We start from the raw sequence: 16,212 nt of genomic DNA on the forward strand, positions 1-16,212 counted from the left end.
GCGGCAGCCGATGCAGCAGGTCCGCAAGCGCGGTTCCGCTTCATCGCGAATCAAACTAGCGTCTGATTCCGGCTCGGCCCGAGCCGCCCCCCTCCGATCGGGGAAGTACGATGCGTACAGGGCTTTCCGATGATCCGACCGTCTGTTCGAGCATCACGCATGAGGAGGGATTGCGCCGCCTGCTCGCAATAGGAGGTTTGGACATGAAGTCGCCGCTACCAATCCATCATCTGAAACGCAGGGCCAAGCTTCTCCGGCGCAAGGAAGAGGTTCCGCTGCATGCAGCCCTCGATCGCGTCGCCATGGAGGAGGGCTATCGTAGCTGGAGCCTGCTGATGGCCAGGCAGCCGGAGGCGATGACCGCGAGCATGGTGTTCGCTCGTCTGGCTCCGGGTGATCTGATGATCGTCGCCGGGCGCCCTGGGCAGGGTAAGACATTGCTGAGCCTTGCTTTCGCGGTCGAGGCGATGAAGCGCGGCAATCGTTGCGTGTTGTTCTCGCTTGAATACACCGAGCCGCAACTGGCCGAACGCCTGGGTGCGATTGGAGCGGGGCAGGGCGCCTTCGCGGGATTGTTTGCACTCGACTGTTCGGATGCGATCAGCGCCGATTACATTGTCGGCAGGTTGACCGGCGCCGCACGCGGCACCCTCGTTGTCATCGACTATCTACAACTGCTCGACCAGCGACGCGACAAGCCGGAACTGGCTCTCCAGATGCGGGTTCTGAAGGTTTTCGCGAGAGAGCGCGGACTCATCCTGGTTTTTATCTCCCAGGTCGATCGCAGCTATGAGGGCTCCGGCAAGCCGTTTCCGGACATGACGGATGTGCGCCTGCCCAATCCGCTTGATCTCACGCTGTTCGACAAGGCCTGCTTCGTCAGCAAGGGCGAGCTTCGCTTCCAGTCAGCGGCCTGAGCGGCTCCCCGCCATTTCGGTTCCCGTCAACAAGAAGGCCGCCCTTGCGGGCGGCCTTTTTCGTCGTGCGGATCAGCTTGCCTCTACTCGAAGCGTCCGCTCGCATGAGCCAGCATCGTATACACCTTGCCGGTCTCCGAGGTCAGGTAGGTCTTGGCGACCATCGAGTCGCGGTCGTCCTTGGCGGCTTCGGCCAGCAGGCGCTCGAACTCGTCGATATAGCGATCGACTGTTTCCTTGAACTCCGCGTCGCGGCGGTACTTCCGCCGGATCTCGTCGAAGGTCTGCTGGCCCTGCAGCGTGTAGAGGCGGCGCGTGAAGACGTTGCGCTCGCCGCGCTTGTAGCGGTCCCACAATTCGACGGCCGCATCATGGTCGATCATCCGGGCGATGTCGACCGAGAGCGAGTCGAGTCGCTCGATCGAATGCGCCGTCGGCTTGGGGGCCTCCGGAGCCTTGTCCTCGCGCGAGGCCCGGTTGAGCAGGTCCGACAGCCAGCCGACCTTCGCCGGCGGCGGGGTCTCCGGCGCGGGCTGGCGGCGCGGAAGTTCCTGCACGGGCGCCGCCGGGGGGGGGGCGGAGCGCGGCGCCGGAGCGGGAGGTACCTCTGCGCGAGGTGCCGGGGCGGCCGGCTCCGGCGTTGCGTCAAGCGAAGGCCGCAGCGCCATCGGCTCGGCGGCGGGCAGGCGCGCCTGCGTCACGGTGGTGGTCGTATAGGCCGGCTCCGGCCGGGGCTGGGCGCTCGCGGCCGAGCGACGGCTCTGGCCGGTATCGACGGGCAGCGCGACGTCGCTGCGGCGGCCCGAGCGGGTGACGATCTCGGTCAGCTCGTTCAGCGCCTTGATCTGCTCGGCGACGACGCGGCGCATGGCCGAGGTCGATTCCTGCGTCTCGCGCGGCAGGTCGAGCACGCCGCGCTTCAGCTCCGCCCGGGTCTCCTCCAGCTCGTGCTGGATCTCGGCGGCGACGCCGCGCATGTCCTGCGCCGCGCCCTGGAAGCGTTCCGTGACCTTGGCGAGCTCGCTGCCGACTTCGCTGGAGACCTGCTCGTAAGCCTGGCGCAAGGCCTGGGCGGTACGATCGCGTTCCTTGCCGGTCGTGCTGCGGATCAGTTCGAACTGCTCCGAGATCGCCGTCGTCGTGGCCTCGGCGGAATCGCTCAGCACGCTGCCGATCTGGCGGGCCCGCGCCTCCGCGGTGCTCAGCGACTCGTCCATCAGCGCCGCAAAGGAGCGGGTGATCGACTCGACGTCGTCGGTCCGGTTGGCGATGAGGCCGTGCAACTCCTCGAGCGAATCCTTGCGCTCGGCGAGAGCCTTGCCGACGCGGGCCTCGACCTGCTCCAGACGGGTCGCGACGGCATGCAACGCGGCCGTGCTGGCCTGGGTGACTTCGCCCAGCGAAGCGCCCTTGTCGTCGAGCTGGCCGACGAGCGCGGTGGTCTCGCGCAGCGTGCCTTCCGAGAACGTCTTCAGCTCCGCGACCTGAGCCGCGATCTGCTCCGAAGCCTTGCCGGTCTCGTCCATCACGGTGGCGATCACGCTCTGCAGGTCGCCGACACGGGCGGACAATCCGCCCTCGACGGCGGCGAGGTTCTTGTTCGCGCCGTTGACGATCTGCTGCATCAGCTTGTTGGCCTCGCCCAGGCGGCCGAGCATGCCGCCCAGCTCGCTGCGAAGCTGCTCGTTGGTGTTGACCAGAGCATCGACCGACTGCCGGGTGCCGTGCTCCAGCGTCTCGCGCAGGCCGTTCGACGAGGTGTCGAGCGCCGTCGTGATCGCGGCGCCGCGCTCGCGCAGCCCCTCGATGATCGACGAACCGCGGCTTTCGATCGCCCGCACGACGGTTTCGCCCACGGTCGCGACCTCGTTGGCGATCGCCTCGCCGCGCTGGCCCAGCGCCGTGACCATGCCGCCGCCCTTGTCCTCGAACAGGATGCGCAGCTCCTCGGCGCGCTCGCCGAGCGAAGCCGAAATCGCCTCGGAGCGGTTCTGCAGCGTGTCGGCGATCTCCTGGCCGCGCGTGTCGAGCGTGCCCGAGACCGTGTCGAGCCGGTTGACCACACGCTCCTCGAAGCGCGCGACGCTGCGGTCGAGCGTATCGGCGATCTGGAGCGCCCGCCCGCCGAGCGTGGCGTTGATCGTGTCGGCCTTGTCGCTGAGCGTGCGGGTAAGCGATTCGCTCTTGGAGGTCACGACCTCGCCGATCTCGTCGGCCTTGGCGGCCAGGGCGCGGGTGACCTCGCGGCCGCCCTCGGCCAGCACCCGGGCGATATCGACCGTGCGCTCGACCAGCGCCTCGTTCAGCGCGGTGGCGCGTGCGCCGAGGCTGCCGTCGATCCGGGCGATCAGGCTGTCGAGCGAGGTGGCGATCTCGGCGCTCTTGGCGCCCGAACGCTCCTCGAACAGCTTGATCTGGCTCTCCATCGCATCGGTGGCTTCGCGCGTCCGGTCGGCGAGGATCCCCGCCGCTTCGGTCGCACGCGCGCCGACCCGGTCCGCCAGCGCCATGCCGTCATCGCCAATCAGCTTCTCGACCTGGGCGATCCCGGTCGTCACTGCGGCGGTCAGGGCCTGCGTATCGTCGGACAGCCTGTTCGTCAGGTCGCCGCCCTTGTGAATGATGACGTCCTCGAAGGCCGCCAGGCGCGAGCCGAGAGCAGTTTCGACATGCCGGCCCTGGTTCTCGAACAGCTCCGCGAAGGCGCTGAGCCGTTCGCCCATCGTGGTCTCGATTTCGCGACCCTGCTCGTCGAAGAGCCGGTTCAGCGCGTCGTGACGGCCGGCGAGCGCTTCCGTCAGCGCCTGGGCTCGGCCTTCGACCGAGCGCAGCATCGATTCGGCATTAGCCGACAGCGCCTCGTTGACGCGTCCGCCCTGCTGCGTCAGTGCCAGCACGATCTCCTTGCCGGTGCCGGCGAGCAGCGTGCGCGCCTCCTCGGCATGGATGGTGAAGGTCTCGCGCAGCCCCTGCGTCGCCTGCGCGACGCGATCGGCGACATCGCGGCCGTCGACATTGATGGTCTCCGTCAAGGCGCGGGTGGCGTCGCTCATCCGGCGCGCCAGATCCTCGCTCTGCTCGCCGAGCAGCGTATGAACCTCGCGCCCGGTGCTGACGAGGTCGCGCAGCATCGCCTCGCGCTGGTCGCCGAGCAGCGTACCGACCTGCTCGCCGGTTTCGCTGAGCCGCGTCAGGAAGCCACTCTGCTGCTGTTCCAGCGCCGCCTGCGCGGTTTCGGTGGCGTCCCTGAGGCGGGCTGCCAGCGAAGCGCCACGCTCGTCGAGCCGCTGGTCGAGGCTTTCGCCGGTCTCGGCCAGCCGGGTGATCAGGGCGCCGCTGCGCTCCGCCAGCACGCCATGGACCGAGCGCCCGACATCGGCCACGCGGCTGACCAGGGCTTGGCTCTCACTGCCGAGGAGGTCCTTCATCTCGAGCCCGGCCTGGGAAAGCTTGACGGTTAGGGCGGCTGCCTGCTCGTCGAGCAGCGCGCCGACCCTCGACCCGGTCTCGGACAGGCTCGACGTCAGCGCATCGCTTTGCGCGCCGATCAGGCCATGAACCTGCTCGCCGGCCCGGCCGAGCCGCAGCACGAGCGTATCGCTCTGGTCTTCGAGAAGCTTCGCGACCTCGGCGCCAGTGCCCGATACGCGCGAGATCAGGGTCTCGCTCTGGCCTTCGAGAAGCTTTGCGACATCGGCGCCGGTACCCGACACGCGCGAGACGAGCGTCTCGCTCTGGTCGGCGAGCAGCTGCGCGACATCGGTGCCCGTGCCCGACACACGCGAGGCGAGCGCCTCGCTTTGATCCGCAAGCAGCTTGGCAACATCCGACCCCGTGCCGGAAACGCGCGAGACCAGGCTGTCGGCCTGCTCGCCGAGCATCGCCTGGACGGTCTCGCCGGTTTCCGACAGTCGGGTGACGAGCTTGCCGCCGCGCTCGTCGAGCACGGTCTGCAGGCCCTCGGTCACCTCGGTGACGCGGGTCGCCAGCGTCGCGCCATGCCGACCGACGGTCTCGCCGAGCGACTGGCCGGCTTCGTCGACGCGCAGGATGATCGCATCGCTGCGCTCACGCAGCACGTCGTCGACCGTGCGAGCCGTGTCGTTGAGGCGCGTCACCAGCGCATCGCTCTGGGTGCCGATCAGGCTGTTGACGCTCTCGCCCACTTCGAGAAGGCGCGAGGCGATCATCTCGTTCTGGCGGGTGAGCAGGCCGTTGACGCCACGTCCGACCTCGGCGAGGCGGGTGGTGACGCTGTCGCCCTCGTCGGCGAGCGAGCTGCGCAGGCTCTCGCCGGTCTCGGTCAGGCGCGCCCTCAGGGCCTCGCTCTGGTTCTCGATCAGGGCGACCATGCTGCGGCTGCTGGTCTCGAAACGCTCCGCGGCCTCTGTGCCGCGCGCGGAAATGTCCTGCGCCAGCGTCTCGCCGGTGGCGCGCAGGGTCTCGTTCACGGTCTCGACGCGGGCGGCAAGCGTATCGGCGACCTGCGAGCCGGTCTCGCTGATCGCGCGGGTCACGTTCTGCGCTCCCGTTGCGAGGCCTTCCGTCAGTACGGCGCCGGTGCGCTCGAGCGACGCCGCGATTTCGCGGGCGCGGCCGTCGAGCAGGGTCGACAGGCTGTCGCTGGCGCCCGCGAGCCGCTCGCTGACCTCGCCGGACGTGACCTGCAGGCGTTCGACCAGTTCGCCGCCGCGACCGCTGATCTCGTCGATCATGCGCTCGCCGGCACGTCCGAGCGCCAGGGTGATCTGGTCGCCCTTTTCGCCGAGCGAGCCGGTGACCCGGTCGCCAGCCTGGGCGACAGCATCCGCGATGGTGCGGCTGGCGTTGTCGAGATCCTTCGAAAGGCTCTCATGCGCGCCACTGATCGCGAACTTCACGCGCTCGGCGTTGCCGACGACAGCTTCGCGCTGCGTCACCAACTCGTCGATCAGCGAACGCAGCCGGATCTCGTTATCGGCATAGGCGCGTTCGAGCGTGGCGATCTCGCCGCGCACGATCGTCTCCAGTTCGCCGGCGCGCGCCACGGCGCGCTCGATGCCGTCGCCCATCGCCGCGACTTCGCGGCGGATGGTCTGGCTCAGCGACAGCACCGAATCGGCGCCGACGACTTCTGGCTCGGCCAGTCGCAGGGCGACTTCCGTCATCGCCCGGGCAACGAGGCGCATCTCCTGCGTACGGCGATAGAGCGCCGCCAGCACGAAGAAGAACACGATCGGCGCGCCGACGGACAACGCGAGGATGGTCCATTCGCCGACGCCGAAGGCGCCGAAACGCTCCAACAGACCGGTGTCGAGCGAACCGAAGCGGTTGAACAGAACGAAGGCGGCGCCGCCGAGCCAGGCGAGCGAGGCGAGCGCTGCGAACCAGTAGGGCTTGGAGGAGGGCCGCACGGAGAAGGCCTGGACGAGCGAACTCGAATCGCGCCGGTCGTCATTGGCGACGCGGCTCGTATCGGGCGCGATCGCCGGCCGCGGCGGAGCCTGCGGGGCCGATGCGGAAGCTTGCGGCGCGGCCGGTTCGACACGCGGCAGTTCGAGCTTGAGATCGTTCTCGGTGGTGGCCGGCAGCTTCGGCTCAGGCCCCGGATCGGTGTCGCCCTCGGACTTCGGCTGGTCCAGCCGGAGGGCCTCCTCGATCGCGGACATGGCGGCCTCGGTCGGATCCTGGAGCTTCTTTTGCCGATTCATGCTGTGCCGCCTCGTCACGCTACTGGGACAGGAGCCGTAATCATGTTCACCGCACTCGCGCAGAGACCGCCTCTGGTCCTGGCAAGGGGAGAAACACTGCGCCCATCATTTACCAATTGGAAGGGTAGTGGACGCTCTAAGCCTTGGGAACCCGTTTAAGCCGCCGATTCACAAACGTCGTTAACGCCTCATTCACCATGATGGCGCTTGATGAGGGCTGGGAAACCTCTTCCACGACGCCTGCCCATCCATCGTTTTCGAGCTACAAATGCCCCAAACTGCCATCGATCTCGACCATCTCGCCCTCCAGACCGGCGGCGACCAGGAGCTCGAGCGGGAACTGCTGGCCCTCTTCGCCCAGCAATGCGTCCGTCATCTGCGCACCATCCACAGCGGTGACGACACCAGGACCCGCATGGACGCGGCCCACACGCTGAAGGGCGCGGCGCGCGCGATCGGTGCCTGGCAGGTGGCCGACGCGGCCGACGCCATCGAGCGCCATCTCGCTGAAACCGACCCGCGCCGGACCGAAGCCGCCATGGATACGCTCGCGCTCGCCGCGGCGGAGGTCCGGGCGGTCATCGCGCGCTACGACGCCGCCGCATAAGGGCACGCCCCCGATCCGCGCCGGCGGGTGCGGCGGAAAGTCCTTTCCCCCACGGTTGGAAATGCTCTAAGGCGGGGCGCGCAATCGTCTGCCCGCTGGAGTCCAGGATGCCGAAGATCACCTTCATCGATGCTCGGGGCGAGAGCCGGACCGTCGAGGGCGAGACCGGATCGACGGTGATGGAAGTCGCCATCCGCAACGGCGTGCCGGGCATCGAGGCGGAATGCGGCGGCGCCTGCGCCTGCGCCACCTGCCATGTCTATGTCGATGACGCCTGGACCGCCAAGACCGGTGCGCCTGAATCGATGGAAGAAGACATGCTCGACTTTGCTTTCGAGGTGAAGCCGACCTCGCGGCTCTCCTGTCAGATCAAGGTCCGCGACGAACTCGACGGGCTCATCGTGCGCACGCCTACGCGGCAGGGCTGAGCAAGCCGGCCTATTCGGCAGCAGCCGGGATCACCCGCGCTATCACCGTCTCGCTCCCGGGGGCCGGATGGCGCGGAACGAGGAAGGCCAGCGACAGCGAGACCGTCGCCACGGCAGAGCCGATATAGAAGACGATCGCCGGGTCGCGCAGCCAGATCAGCCCGAACGTCACCGGCAGGACCACCGCCGCGATGTGGTTGATCGTGAAGGCGACTGCCGAGGTCGGCGCGATATCGGCCGGGTCGGCGATCTTCTGGAAATAGGTCCGCTGTGCCAGCGTCAGCGTGAAAAATACACCATCGACGATGAACAGCGCTCCGGCGACGAAGACGCCCCAGCCGGCGAAATGCCCGTGGCTGGCCAGCGCATAGCCGACGAAGACCAGGATCAGCGAGACATTCTCGATCTGGATCGTCGCGCGCTCGCCGATCCGTCCGACGAGGTTGCCGAGCATCGGCCCCATGAAGGTGTTGATGCCGTAGGTCGCGAGCAGCAGCATCGCCGTTGCCGAGACGTCGTAGCCGAAGCGCTCGACCAGCAGGAAGCCGCCGAAGGCCATGAAGATCTGCCGGCGGGCGCCCGACATGAAGGTCAGGGCGTAATACAGCCAATAGCGCTTGCGCAGCACGAAGCCCTTGTTCTGCGGCACCGCACCCTGGAAGCGTGGAAACGCCATCCAGGCGATGAGCGAGAGCACGACGACGAGGCTCCCGGCCGCAACGAAGACGATGATGTATCCGGGCTGGAAAACGCGCCAGATCACGGCAATCGCACCGAAGGCGAGAAGCTGCGCGGTGGCCGACGCGCCTGCGATCCGGCCGAGCAGGCGCGGCGCCTGCGCCTTCGGCAGGAGCTGGAGCTGCAGCGACTGCTGGGCTGTCTCATAATAGTGGAAGCCGAGCGACATCACCGTGGTCGTCAGCAGAAGCCCGCCGAGCGTGGGATAGAACCCCGTGATGGCGACGCCGATGCCGAGCGTCACCAGGCTGAGATAGGCCAGGATCTGCTCGCGCATGATCCAGAACAGGATGATGGCGGTGAAGGCGAGGAAGCCGGGGATCTCCCGCACCGATTGCAGGATGCCGATATCGGAGCCGCTGAAGCCCGCCGCCTCCTTGGCAAAATTGTTGAGCAGCGCGGTCCAGCTCGCAAAGCCGAGCCAGTTGATGAAGGCCAGCACCATCAAGAAGGCGGTCGGGGATCGCAGCAGCGCGGCGAGGCCGCGCGGGGCGGGAGCGATGTCGGTCATCGGGGAGACCCAGCAGGAGGCGCGACCCGGCAGGCCGCTGCATCGCACGGCAGCCGCACATGCGACGACCTTCTTAGAACGCCCGGCTGCAGCTGGATAGCGGCCTGGGTCGCACGGCGCATATGCATCGGATCCGGTCTATGATGGCGCGCGGACCAGCATTTCTTTGCGCTGGATCATCGCAGCTGAACAGGCAAGCGATAGGATGTGACGACAACGCAGCAGGGAGGACATCATGTACAAGTCGATTCTGGTTCCCGTCGATATCGCCGAGCCCGACATGGCGGAACCCGCGATCACCGCCGCCGTGTCCTTTGCAAAAACCTCGGGCGGAGCCGTCAGGCTGGTCTATGTGCGCTCGCTGGTGCCGATCACCTATATGGAGTTCGTGCCGGCGGACTTCGACGCCGAGCAGCAGGAGGACGCCGAGGCCAAGCTCGCCGCCATCGCCGCCAAGATCGATCTGCCCACTGAACAGGTTTCGGCCAAGGTGCTGATCGGCTCGGTCCATGGCGAGGTGCTGGCCGAGGCCGACGCCAGCGGCTCCGACCTGATCGTCATCGGCTCGCATGAGCCTGGCATGCTCGCCTATGTCATCGGCTCGAATGCCTCGGCGATCGTGCGGCGCGCGAAATGCTCGGTGCTGGTCGTGCGCTGAGCGTTTCCGCAAGGAGGCTCTAGGCGGGCAGGCGCCCCGGCACCAGGTCGTCGGGCACCTCGCCGCTGGCGAGTTCGCGCGGCCGGTTGAGCGTCACCATCGGACGGACCTGCCAGAACGACGCAGCCGTCAGAACCAGGCCGAGCAGGCCGGTCGTGTTTGCGCCCAGCAAGAAAGCGCGGCCGGTGAAAAAGACGAGCATCAGCAGCGACAGCGCGCTGACGAGGGCGAGCGCGAGCCAGAAGGCGAAGGGCTTGCCGGCGACGAAGCGGGCACGCGGATTGGCCTTCGCGATCGCGGCGGCCAGTGCCGAGACGAAGGCGTGGTAGCGCGCGTCGTCGCGATCCATATCGGTCAGCGAGCGCCAGGACAAATTGCCGAAGGTGATGCTCTTGCCGTCGCTCAGGCGCAGCTGCGTCTTGAAGCCCTTCGAGCTGACATTGCTCGGGGCATAGACGAAACGCACCTGCTCGACCGCCGCCAGCGCGACCCGGTCGACCTTGCGGGTGGTGTCGATCTCGAGCATGTCGCCATCGAGCGTGTAGGCGATCTCGAAGCCGACCGGCCTCGGGCGCTGGCGCCAAGACGGGTGAGGGGTGTCGTCGTCAGAAATGGGCTGCATGCGGGGAGCCATAGCGGCTCTCGTGATGCTTGTCAGCGCGCCAACACCTTCATCGCGCCATCCAGTCCATCGAGCGTCAACGGAAACATCCGCCCGCTCATCAGCCCGCCGATCTGGCGGATCGACTGGGTGTAGCTCCAGAGGTTCTGCTGGATCGGGTTGAGCCAGACCGACTTCTGGAAGCGTCCGGTCAATCGCTCCATCCAGACCGCTCCGGCCTCCTCGTTCCAGTGCTCCACCGAGCCGCCCGGCATCGCGATTTCATAGGGGCTCATCGAGGCGTCCCCGACGAAGACGACGCGATAATCGGCCGGGTAGGTCCGCAGCACGTCCCAGGTCGGGATGGCCTGGTCGTGGCGGCGCCGGTTCTCGCGCCAGACCTTCTCATACGGGCAATTGTGGAAGTAGAAATGCTCGAAATGCTTGAACTCGGCCCGTGCCGCCGAGAACAGCTCCTCGGCCAGCTCGACATGCCAGTCCATCGAGCCGCCGACATCGAGGAAGAGCAGCACCTTGACCGCGTTGCGCCGCTCGGGCCGCAGCTTGACGTCGAGATAGCCGTGCCTGGCCGTCTCGCTGATCGTTGAATCGAGGTCGAGTTCCTCGGCAGCGCCGGTGCGGGCGAATTTACGCAGGCGCCGCAGCGCTATGCGCAGATTGCGCACGCCGAGTTCGCGCGTGTCGTCGAAATCCTTGAACTCGCGCTTGTCCCAGACTTTCACCGCGCGGAAATTGCGATTCTTGTCCTGGCCGATGCGCACGCCCTCGGGATTGTAGCCATAGGCGCCATAGGGCGAGGTGCCGGCGGTGCCGATCCATTTCGAGCCGCCCTGGTGGCGGCCCTTCTGCTTATCCAGCCGAGCTTTTAGCGTCTCGAACAGCTTGTCCCAGCCGAGTGCCTCGATCTGGGCCTTCTCTTCGTCGGTGAGATATTTCTCGGCGAGCTTGCGCAGCCATTCATCGGGAATGCGTGTCGGCTCGACGCTCTCGCCGAGCGTCTCCATGCCCTTGAAGACCTGGGCGAAGACCTGGTCGAAACGGTCGAGATGGCGCTCGTCCTTCACCAGACAGGTGCGCGCGAGATAGTAGAACTCATCGACCCGGTGCTCGGCCAGGTCGGCCTCGACGCCTTCGAGCAGCGCCAGATACTCCCGCAACGTGACGGGAATTTTGGCGGCCCGCAGATCGGTGAACAGGCGCAGGAACATCGCACTACTGTGCGGCGGAACACGCCGCGGTCAAGCCGTGCGGCGGTCAAGATGTGAGCCCGCCGTCATCCCCGCCCGCATGTCGCGGCCGGGGATGACGGCGGATGACGATCACGCCACGGCGTCGGCGAGATCCTTGGTCACCTTGAACTTGACGACGGTCTTGGCCGGAACCTTGATCGTGGCGCCGGTCGAGGGATTGCGGGCCTCGCGAGCCTCGCGCTTGGCGGCCGAGAGCTTGCCGACGCCGCCGAGCGTGATGTCGTCGCCCGACTTCAGCGTCTTGGCGACGATCGTGCCGAGCGAAACCAGGATGGCGGAGACGTCGGTCTTCGACTTGCCGGTCTCGTCCGCGATGGCGGCGATCAGTTCGTTCTTGGTCATGAGATCCTCCTTGGGAGAGTGTTGTGGGGCGACACGCGTTGGGCCGGTTGTCCGCGGCAGAGTGGTCTTACAAAGCACCACTGCCGCAAATCGCATGGCGCGACTGCGGCAGTTGCCATGACCGCCGTCGAAAGGCGATGCCCGCAGGGCAAGATACGCACAGAAATCGCGTTCGTTCCCGCGAGATGGCAGCAAGATGCAACCTTTTGATAGCGTCTCGCGGCCCAATTGACAAAATGGACCCAATTATTTCAAGCTTGAAATAATAAGTTTGGCCTTGGGGGATCGGCATGAAGGTCATCATCGTCGGCGGCGGGATCGGCGGCCTGACGCTTGCTCTCATGCTGCATGCGCGCGGGATCGAGGCGACCGTCTACGAGCAGTCCGGAGAGATCCGGGAGGTCGGCGTCGGCATCAACACGCTGCCCCATGCGATTCGCGAGTTGGCCGATCTCGGTCTGCTGCCGGCGCTCGACGCGGTCGCGATCCGGACGCGCGAACTCATCTACATGAACCGCTTCGGCCAGACCGTCTGGAGCGAGCTGCGAGGCCTGCATGCGGGCTTGGCCGCGCCGCAGTTCTCGATCCATCGCGGTCGTCTGCAGGGCGTGATCCGGGACGCGGTCGTTGCGCGGCTTGGCGAGGGGGCGCTGTGCACTGGCCGCAGGTTGCAGGGCTTCATGCAGGACGAGGGCGGTGTCACCGCCCATTTCGCCGATTCCCGACGCGGCGAGGCCGGCGAGACCGCCCGTGCCGACATCCTGATTGGTGCCGACGGCATTCACTCCACGGTGCGCGCGCATTATTTCCCCAATCAGGGTCCACCGCGCTGGAATGGCGTGCAGATGTGGCGCGGCGCCTGCGACTGGCCGGCCTTTCTCGATGGCGAGAGCATGATCATCGCTGGCGGCATGGCCGGCAAGCTGGTGCTTTATCCGATCGGGCCGGGATCGGGCCCGCAGACGCGGCTGACCAACTGGGTCGTCAACATCCGCACCGGCGACCCCGCCAAGCCGCCGCCGAAGGAGGCCTGGTCGAAGCCGGGCCGGCTCGAGGACGTGCTGCCCTTCGCCCGGCGCTTCACTGTGCCCGGCGTCGACATCCTCGCGCTGATCCAGGCGAGCCCGGGCTTCTGGGACTACCCGATGTGCGACCGTGACCCGCTGCCGCGCTGGACCCATGGCCGCGTCACGCTGCTCGGCGACGCCGCCCATCCGATGTACCCGGTCGGCTCGAACGGCGCCTCGCAGGCGATCCTCGATGCCCGCTGCCTCGCCGACCTGCTGGTGCGGGCCGAGCATCCGCGCCAGGCGCTTGCGGCCTATGAGGCGCAGCGCCTGCCGGCGACGGCCGAGATCGTCGCTCTGAACCGGAATGGCGGCCCCGAGCGCGTCATCGATGCCGTCGAGCAACTGGCGCCCAACGGCTTCGACGATGTCGAGCGCGTGTTGAGCTATGCCCGACGCGAGGCGATCGTGAAGTCCTATGCCGGCAAGGCGGGCTTTTCCCAGGAGCAGCTCGCCAGGCGCGGCTAGGGGGGGCCGTCAGCCCGCTTCGGTCAGTTGCGAGATGCGCGCCTTGAGCCTCGCATTGGTCTGTTCGCAATGCTTCAGCCGGCGCGCCATATCGAGCGGTACGATCTCGGCCGCGGGCTGGCTTTCGAAGGCGACGCCGACGCGCTCACCATCGCGCCAGCGGATACGCGCGATGTAGGAGCGCTGGTGCTTGGCGAGCTCAAGATCGAAGCTGGCCGGTAGCGCGACGGCGTCTGACACTTGCAGCAGGGCGCCGTCCTCCGAGAGATTGCGGACCACGCAATCCAAGGTGGAATGGCTCTGGTTGAAGCTCACGCGTCCACCCAGCAAGGAACGCAGGCGCTGAGCCTTGCGACGTTCGATCGTCATATGATGCCATCCAGCCTGTCTCGCGCTCTCGCGCAGTGCGACCTGAGCGTTCATAGCCGAGCAGACGTCGGATGGCAGTCTTAAGCCTTACTTAACCTTAACGGCCCGGACGCCGGTCTAAGGCGAGAAGATTTGCCGCCCGCTTACGCAGATGGCACGCCGGTCCGGCCGCTGCGCCTGGCGCGGGCCTCCTGCAGCGAGACGACCTCGCCGGAGCGTTGTTCGTCCGCCGCGATGAAGGCGACGCCGACATCGTCTCCGTGCCGCCAGCACTGGCGCACCCGGACGCTGCCATCCGTGTTGGCGATGTCGAGCTCGAAGGTCTCGGGCAGGGCGATCCAATCGCTCATGCGGACCATTGCTCCTGTCTCCGACCAGTTGCGGACCGTGCAGGCCAGGACGGATTGACGCCCGTTGAACACAACGCTGGCGCCCTGGAAGACGCGGGTTCGCGCCTGGATGCGGCGATCGGCGATCATGGTTTGCTCCCTGGCGGACGGGCCTTTTGCAGCCCGTCTCTTCGTTCGTTGATAGCAAACTGCCGGAAATTCGGCTCCGATACAGCCTAAAGGTCGGTTTAACCTTAACCTGGCCGGCTCAGGCACCTTCGGGCGGAGGTGGCAGGAAATCGACCTCGTGCTTGGCCGATAGCGCCACGACATCGGCCGGGTTCTGGTCGGCCATCGCATGGATGCCCCAGAACAAATCGTAGAGCCGGCCCGTTGGCGCGACCCAGAACAGGCATTTCACCGGGGTCTCGCTCTTGTTGAACAGGCCGTGGGGCACGTTGCGCGGCAGCCGGATCAGGTCGCCGGGGAGCGCGTGGCTCTCGGTGCCGTCGAGGATGAGGTCGAGCCGGCCCTCGAGCATGTAGATGAACTCGTCCTGCGTCGTGTGGATATGTGGCGGGACGAAGGTGCCCGGCGGAAAGGTCGCGTGCCAGGAGAACGAATCCGGGCTCAGCGACTTCGGCACATAGGTCTGGCCGAGAATGTTCCAGGAGATCGAATCGAGCCCGTCATTGGCGCGGGTGACGCCGGCGGTCAGCGGTTTCATGGCTCTGTCCTCACTTGTCGGCACTGCGGTGTTTCTCAGAAATGCAGGAAGCGGTCTTTGACCGCGCTGTCGCTGCGCAGATCGTCGCTCGTGCCGCGCCAGACGACGCGGCCCTTCTCCAGCACGATATGGCGGTCGGCGATTTTCGCCAGCGCATCGACGTTCTTGTCGATCACCAGGATCGACTCGCCCTCGGCCTTCAGCGCGGCGAGGCAGGACCAGATTTCCTGCCGGATGATCGGCGCCAGACCCTCCGTCGCCTCATCGAGAATGACGAGCTTCGGGTTGGTCATCAGCGCGCGGCCGATCGCCAGCATCTGCTGCTCGCCCCCCGACAATTGGTTGCCGCGATTGGCGCGGCGCTCCTTCAGGCGCGGGAAGAAGGCGTAGATCCGGCCGATGTCCCAACGTGCCTCGCCAAAGCGGCTGGAGGCCGTCGCGATCAGGTTTTCCTCGACCGAGAGCGTCGGGAAGATCATCCGTCCCTCCGGCACCAGCCCGATGCCGGCCTGCGCGATCCTGAACGAGGCGGCGCCCGTCAGGTCCTTGCCTCCGACGCTGACCCGCCCGGCCTTGGGCGCAATCATGCCCATGATCGCGCGGATCGTCGTGGTCTTGCCCATGCCGTTGCGGCCGAGCAGCGTCACGACCTCGCCTTCGCCGATCGTAAGATCGACGCCGAACAGGATCTGCGCCTCGCCATAGCCGGCATCGAGCCCTTCGACGACGAGCATTCCTAGCCCTCCTCGCCGAGATAGGCTTCGCGCACGGCCGGATCGGCGCGCACCGTTGCCGGCGCGCCCGAAGCGATGACGCGGCCATAAACCAGCACGCTCACCGTATCCGCCAGCGCGAAGACGGCCTCCATATCGTGCTCGACCAGCAACATCGCGTAGCGCCCCTTCAGGCTCGCCAGCAGCGCGATCAGGCGCTCACCCTCCTCGCGGCCGACGCCGGCCAGCGGCTCGTCGAGCAGGATTGCGGCCGGCTCCAATGTCAGCGCCATGGCGATCTCTAGCGCGCGCTTCTCGCCATGCGAGAGCCGCCCCGCCAGCACATGCGCCCGCTCGGTCAGGCCGACGGCCTCGATCGCGGCCCAGGCCGGGCGGTTCAGACTTTCGTCGCGCGCCGCATTGCGGAACAGGGCGAGCGGATGGTTCGCCCGCGCCTGCACGCCGAGCGCGACGTTCTCCAGCACGGAGAGCGAAGGGATCGTCGAGGTGATCTGGAAGGTCCGCGCGAGGCCGGCCCGTGCGCGCTTCTCCGGGGGCAGGGCGGTGATATCCCGTCCCCTGAAGTGGATGCTGCCGGTGTCGGGGCGCAGCATGCCGGAGATCTGATGCACCAGCGTCGTCTTGCCGGCACCGTTGGGGCCGATCAACGCATGCAACTCGCCGGGCGCGACCGACAGTGCGACACCATCGGTCACCTTCAGCGCCCCGAAGGCCTTGTTCAACCCGGACAGGACCAGCACCGGCTCAGCCATCGT

General features: G+C 67.0%; 15 protein-coding genes. 5 read left to right on the forward strand and 10 right to left on the reverse strand.

What is annotated here, in order from left to right:
- Positions 1–203 precede the first annotated feature (203 nt).
- Positions 204–917: a DNA helicase gene (locus tag AC1DYU_RS17480; RefSeq protein WP_476792904.1), complete on the forward strand. Its 714-nt coding sequence runs from the start codon at positions 204–206 to the stop codon at positions 915–917.
- A gap of 83 nt (positions 918–1,000) precedes the next feature.
- Here AC1DYU_RS17480 and AC1DYU_RS17485 read toward each other — a convergent pair whose 3' ends face one another.
- The gene (locus AC1DYU_RS17485) at positions 1,001–6,607 is read right to left on the reverse strand and encodes an apolipoprotein A-IV repeat region-like domain-containing protein (RefSeq protein ID WP_476792739.1); all 5,607 of its coding nucleotides are present in this window, start codon (positions 6,605–6,607) and stop codon (positions 1,001–1,003) included.
- Between the two features lie 268 nt (positions 6,608–6,875).
- Between AC1DYU_RS17485 and AC1DYU_RS17490 the strand changes: the two genes are divergently transcribed.
- Both AC1DYU_RS17490 and AC1DYU_RS17495 read left to right on the forward strand, forming a co-directional pair.
- Positions 6,876–7,214, forward strand: coding sequence for an Hpt domain-containing protein (locus tag AC1DYU_RS17490; protein ID WP_476792740.1), 339 nt, complete (start codon positions 6,876–6,878; stop codon positions 7,212–7,214).
- Positions 7,215–7,321: 107 nt separating this feature from the next.
- Positions 7,322–7,642: a 2Fe-2S iron-sulfur cluster-binding protein gene (locus tag AC1DYU_RS17495; RefSeq protein WP_158485549.1), complete on the forward strand. Its 321-nt coding sequence runs from the start codon at positions 7,322–7,324 to the stop codon at positions 7,640–7,642.
- Between the two features lie 10 nt (positions 7,643–7,652).
- Here the strand turns inward: AC1DYU_RS17495 and AC1DYU_RS17500 are convergent, their stop codons facing one another.
- Positions 7,653–8,891, reverse strand: a complete 1,239-nt coding sequence (locus tag AC1DYU_RS17500; protein WP_476792741.1) for an MFS transporter — start codon at positions 8,889–8,891, stop codon at positions 7,653–7,655.
- A 235-nt stretch (positions 8,892–9,126) separates the two neighbouring features.
- Between AC1DYU_RS17500 and AC1DYU_RS17505 the strand changes: the two genes are divergently transcribed.
- Positions 9,127–9,549 (forward strand): universal stress protein, encoded by a 423-nt coding sequence (locus tag AC1DYU_RS17505; protein WP_476792742.1) that lies wholly within the window; start codon positions 9,127–9,129, stop codon positions 9,547–9,549.
- 19 nt (positions 9,550–9,568) lie between these two features.
- Here AC1DYU_RS17505 and AC1DYU_RS17510 read toward each other — a convergent pair whose 3' ends face one another.
- The 3 genes from AC1DYU_RS17510 to AC1DYU_RS17520 all read right to left on the reverse strand — a co-directional run bounded on the left by AC1DYU_RS17510 (position 9,569) and on the right by AC1DYU_RS17520 (position 11,859).
- On the reverse strand, positions 9,569–10,171 hold the full coding sequence (locus AC1DYU_RS17510) for a hypothetical protein (RefSeq protein ID WP_158485546.1): 603 nt from the start codon (positions 10,169–10,171) through the stop codon (positions 9,569–9,571).
- A 32-nt stretch (positions 10,172–10,203) separates the two neighbouring features.
- Positions 10,204–11,379 carry a vWA domain-containing protein gene (locus AC1DYU_RS17515; RefSeq protein WP_476792743.1) on the reverse strand — a complete coding sequence of 392 codons (1,176 nt, stop codon included), beginning with the start codon at positions 11,377–11,379 and terminating at the stop codon, positions 10,204–10,206.
- A 111-nt stretch (positions 11,380–11,490) separates the two neighbouring features.
- Positions 11,491–11,859, reverse strand: a complete 369-nt coding sequence (locus tag AC1DYU_RS17520; protein ID WP_476792744.1) for an HU family DNA-binding protein — start codon at positions 11,857–11,859, stop codon at positions 11,491–11,493.
- A gap of 194 nt (positions 11,860–12,053) precedes the next feature.
- Between AC1DYU_RS17520 and AC1DYU_RS17525 the strand changes: the two genes are divergently transcribed.
- The gene (locus tag AC1DYU_RS17525; RefSeq protein WP_476792745.1) at positions 12,054–13,298 is read left to right on the forward strand and encodes a flavin-dependent oxidoreductase; all 1,245 of its coding nucleotides are present in this window, start codon (positions 12,054–12,056) and stop codon (positions 13,296–13,298) included.
- 9 nt (positions 13,299–13,307) lie between these two features.
- On the opposite strand, the gene AC1DYU_RS17530 is transcribed toward AC1DYU_RS17525, so the two are convergent.
- From AC1DYU_RS17530 to AC1DYU_RS17550, 5 genes are all read right to left on the reverse strand, one after another.
- Positions 13,308–13,667: a PilZ domain-containing protein gene (locus AC1DYU_RS17530; protein ID WP_476792746.1), complete on the reverse strand. Its 360-nt coding sequence runs from the start codon at positions 13,665–13,667 to the stop codon at positions 13,308–13,310.
- Between the two features lie 143 nt (positions 13,668–13,810).
- Positions 13,811–14,146 (reverse strand): PilZ domain-containing protein, encoded by a 336-nt coding sequence (locus AC1DYU_RS17535; protein ID WP_476792747.1) that lies wholly within the window; start codon positions 14,144–14,146, stop codon positions 13,811–13,813.
- Positions 14,147–14,264: 118 nt separating this feature from the next.
- On the reverse strand, positions 14,265–14,723 hold the full coding sequence (locus AC1DYU_RS17540) for a cupin domain-containing protein (RefSeq protein WP_476792748.1): 459 nt from the start codon (positions 14,721–14,723) through the stop codon (positions 14,265–14,267).
- Between the two features lie 35 nt (positions 14,724–14,758).
- Positions 14,759–15,457 (reverse strand): ABC transporter ATP-binding protein, encoded by a 699-nt coding sequence (locus tag AC1DYU_RS17545; protein ID WP_476792749.1) that lies wholly within the window; start codon positions 15,455–15,457, stop codon positions 14,759–14,761.
- 2 nt (positions 15,458–15,459) lie between these two features.
- The gene (locus AC1DYU_RS17550; RefSeq protein WP_476792905.1) at positions 15,460–16,209 is read right to left on the reverse strand and encodes an ABC transporter ATP-binding protein; all 750 of its coding nucleotides are present in this window, start codon (positions 16,207–16,209) and stop codon (positions 15,460–15,462) included.
- Between the last annotated feature and the right edge of the window lie 3 nt (positions 16,210–16,212).

This window comes from Allobosea sp. P2_B12, from assembly GCF_056404835.1.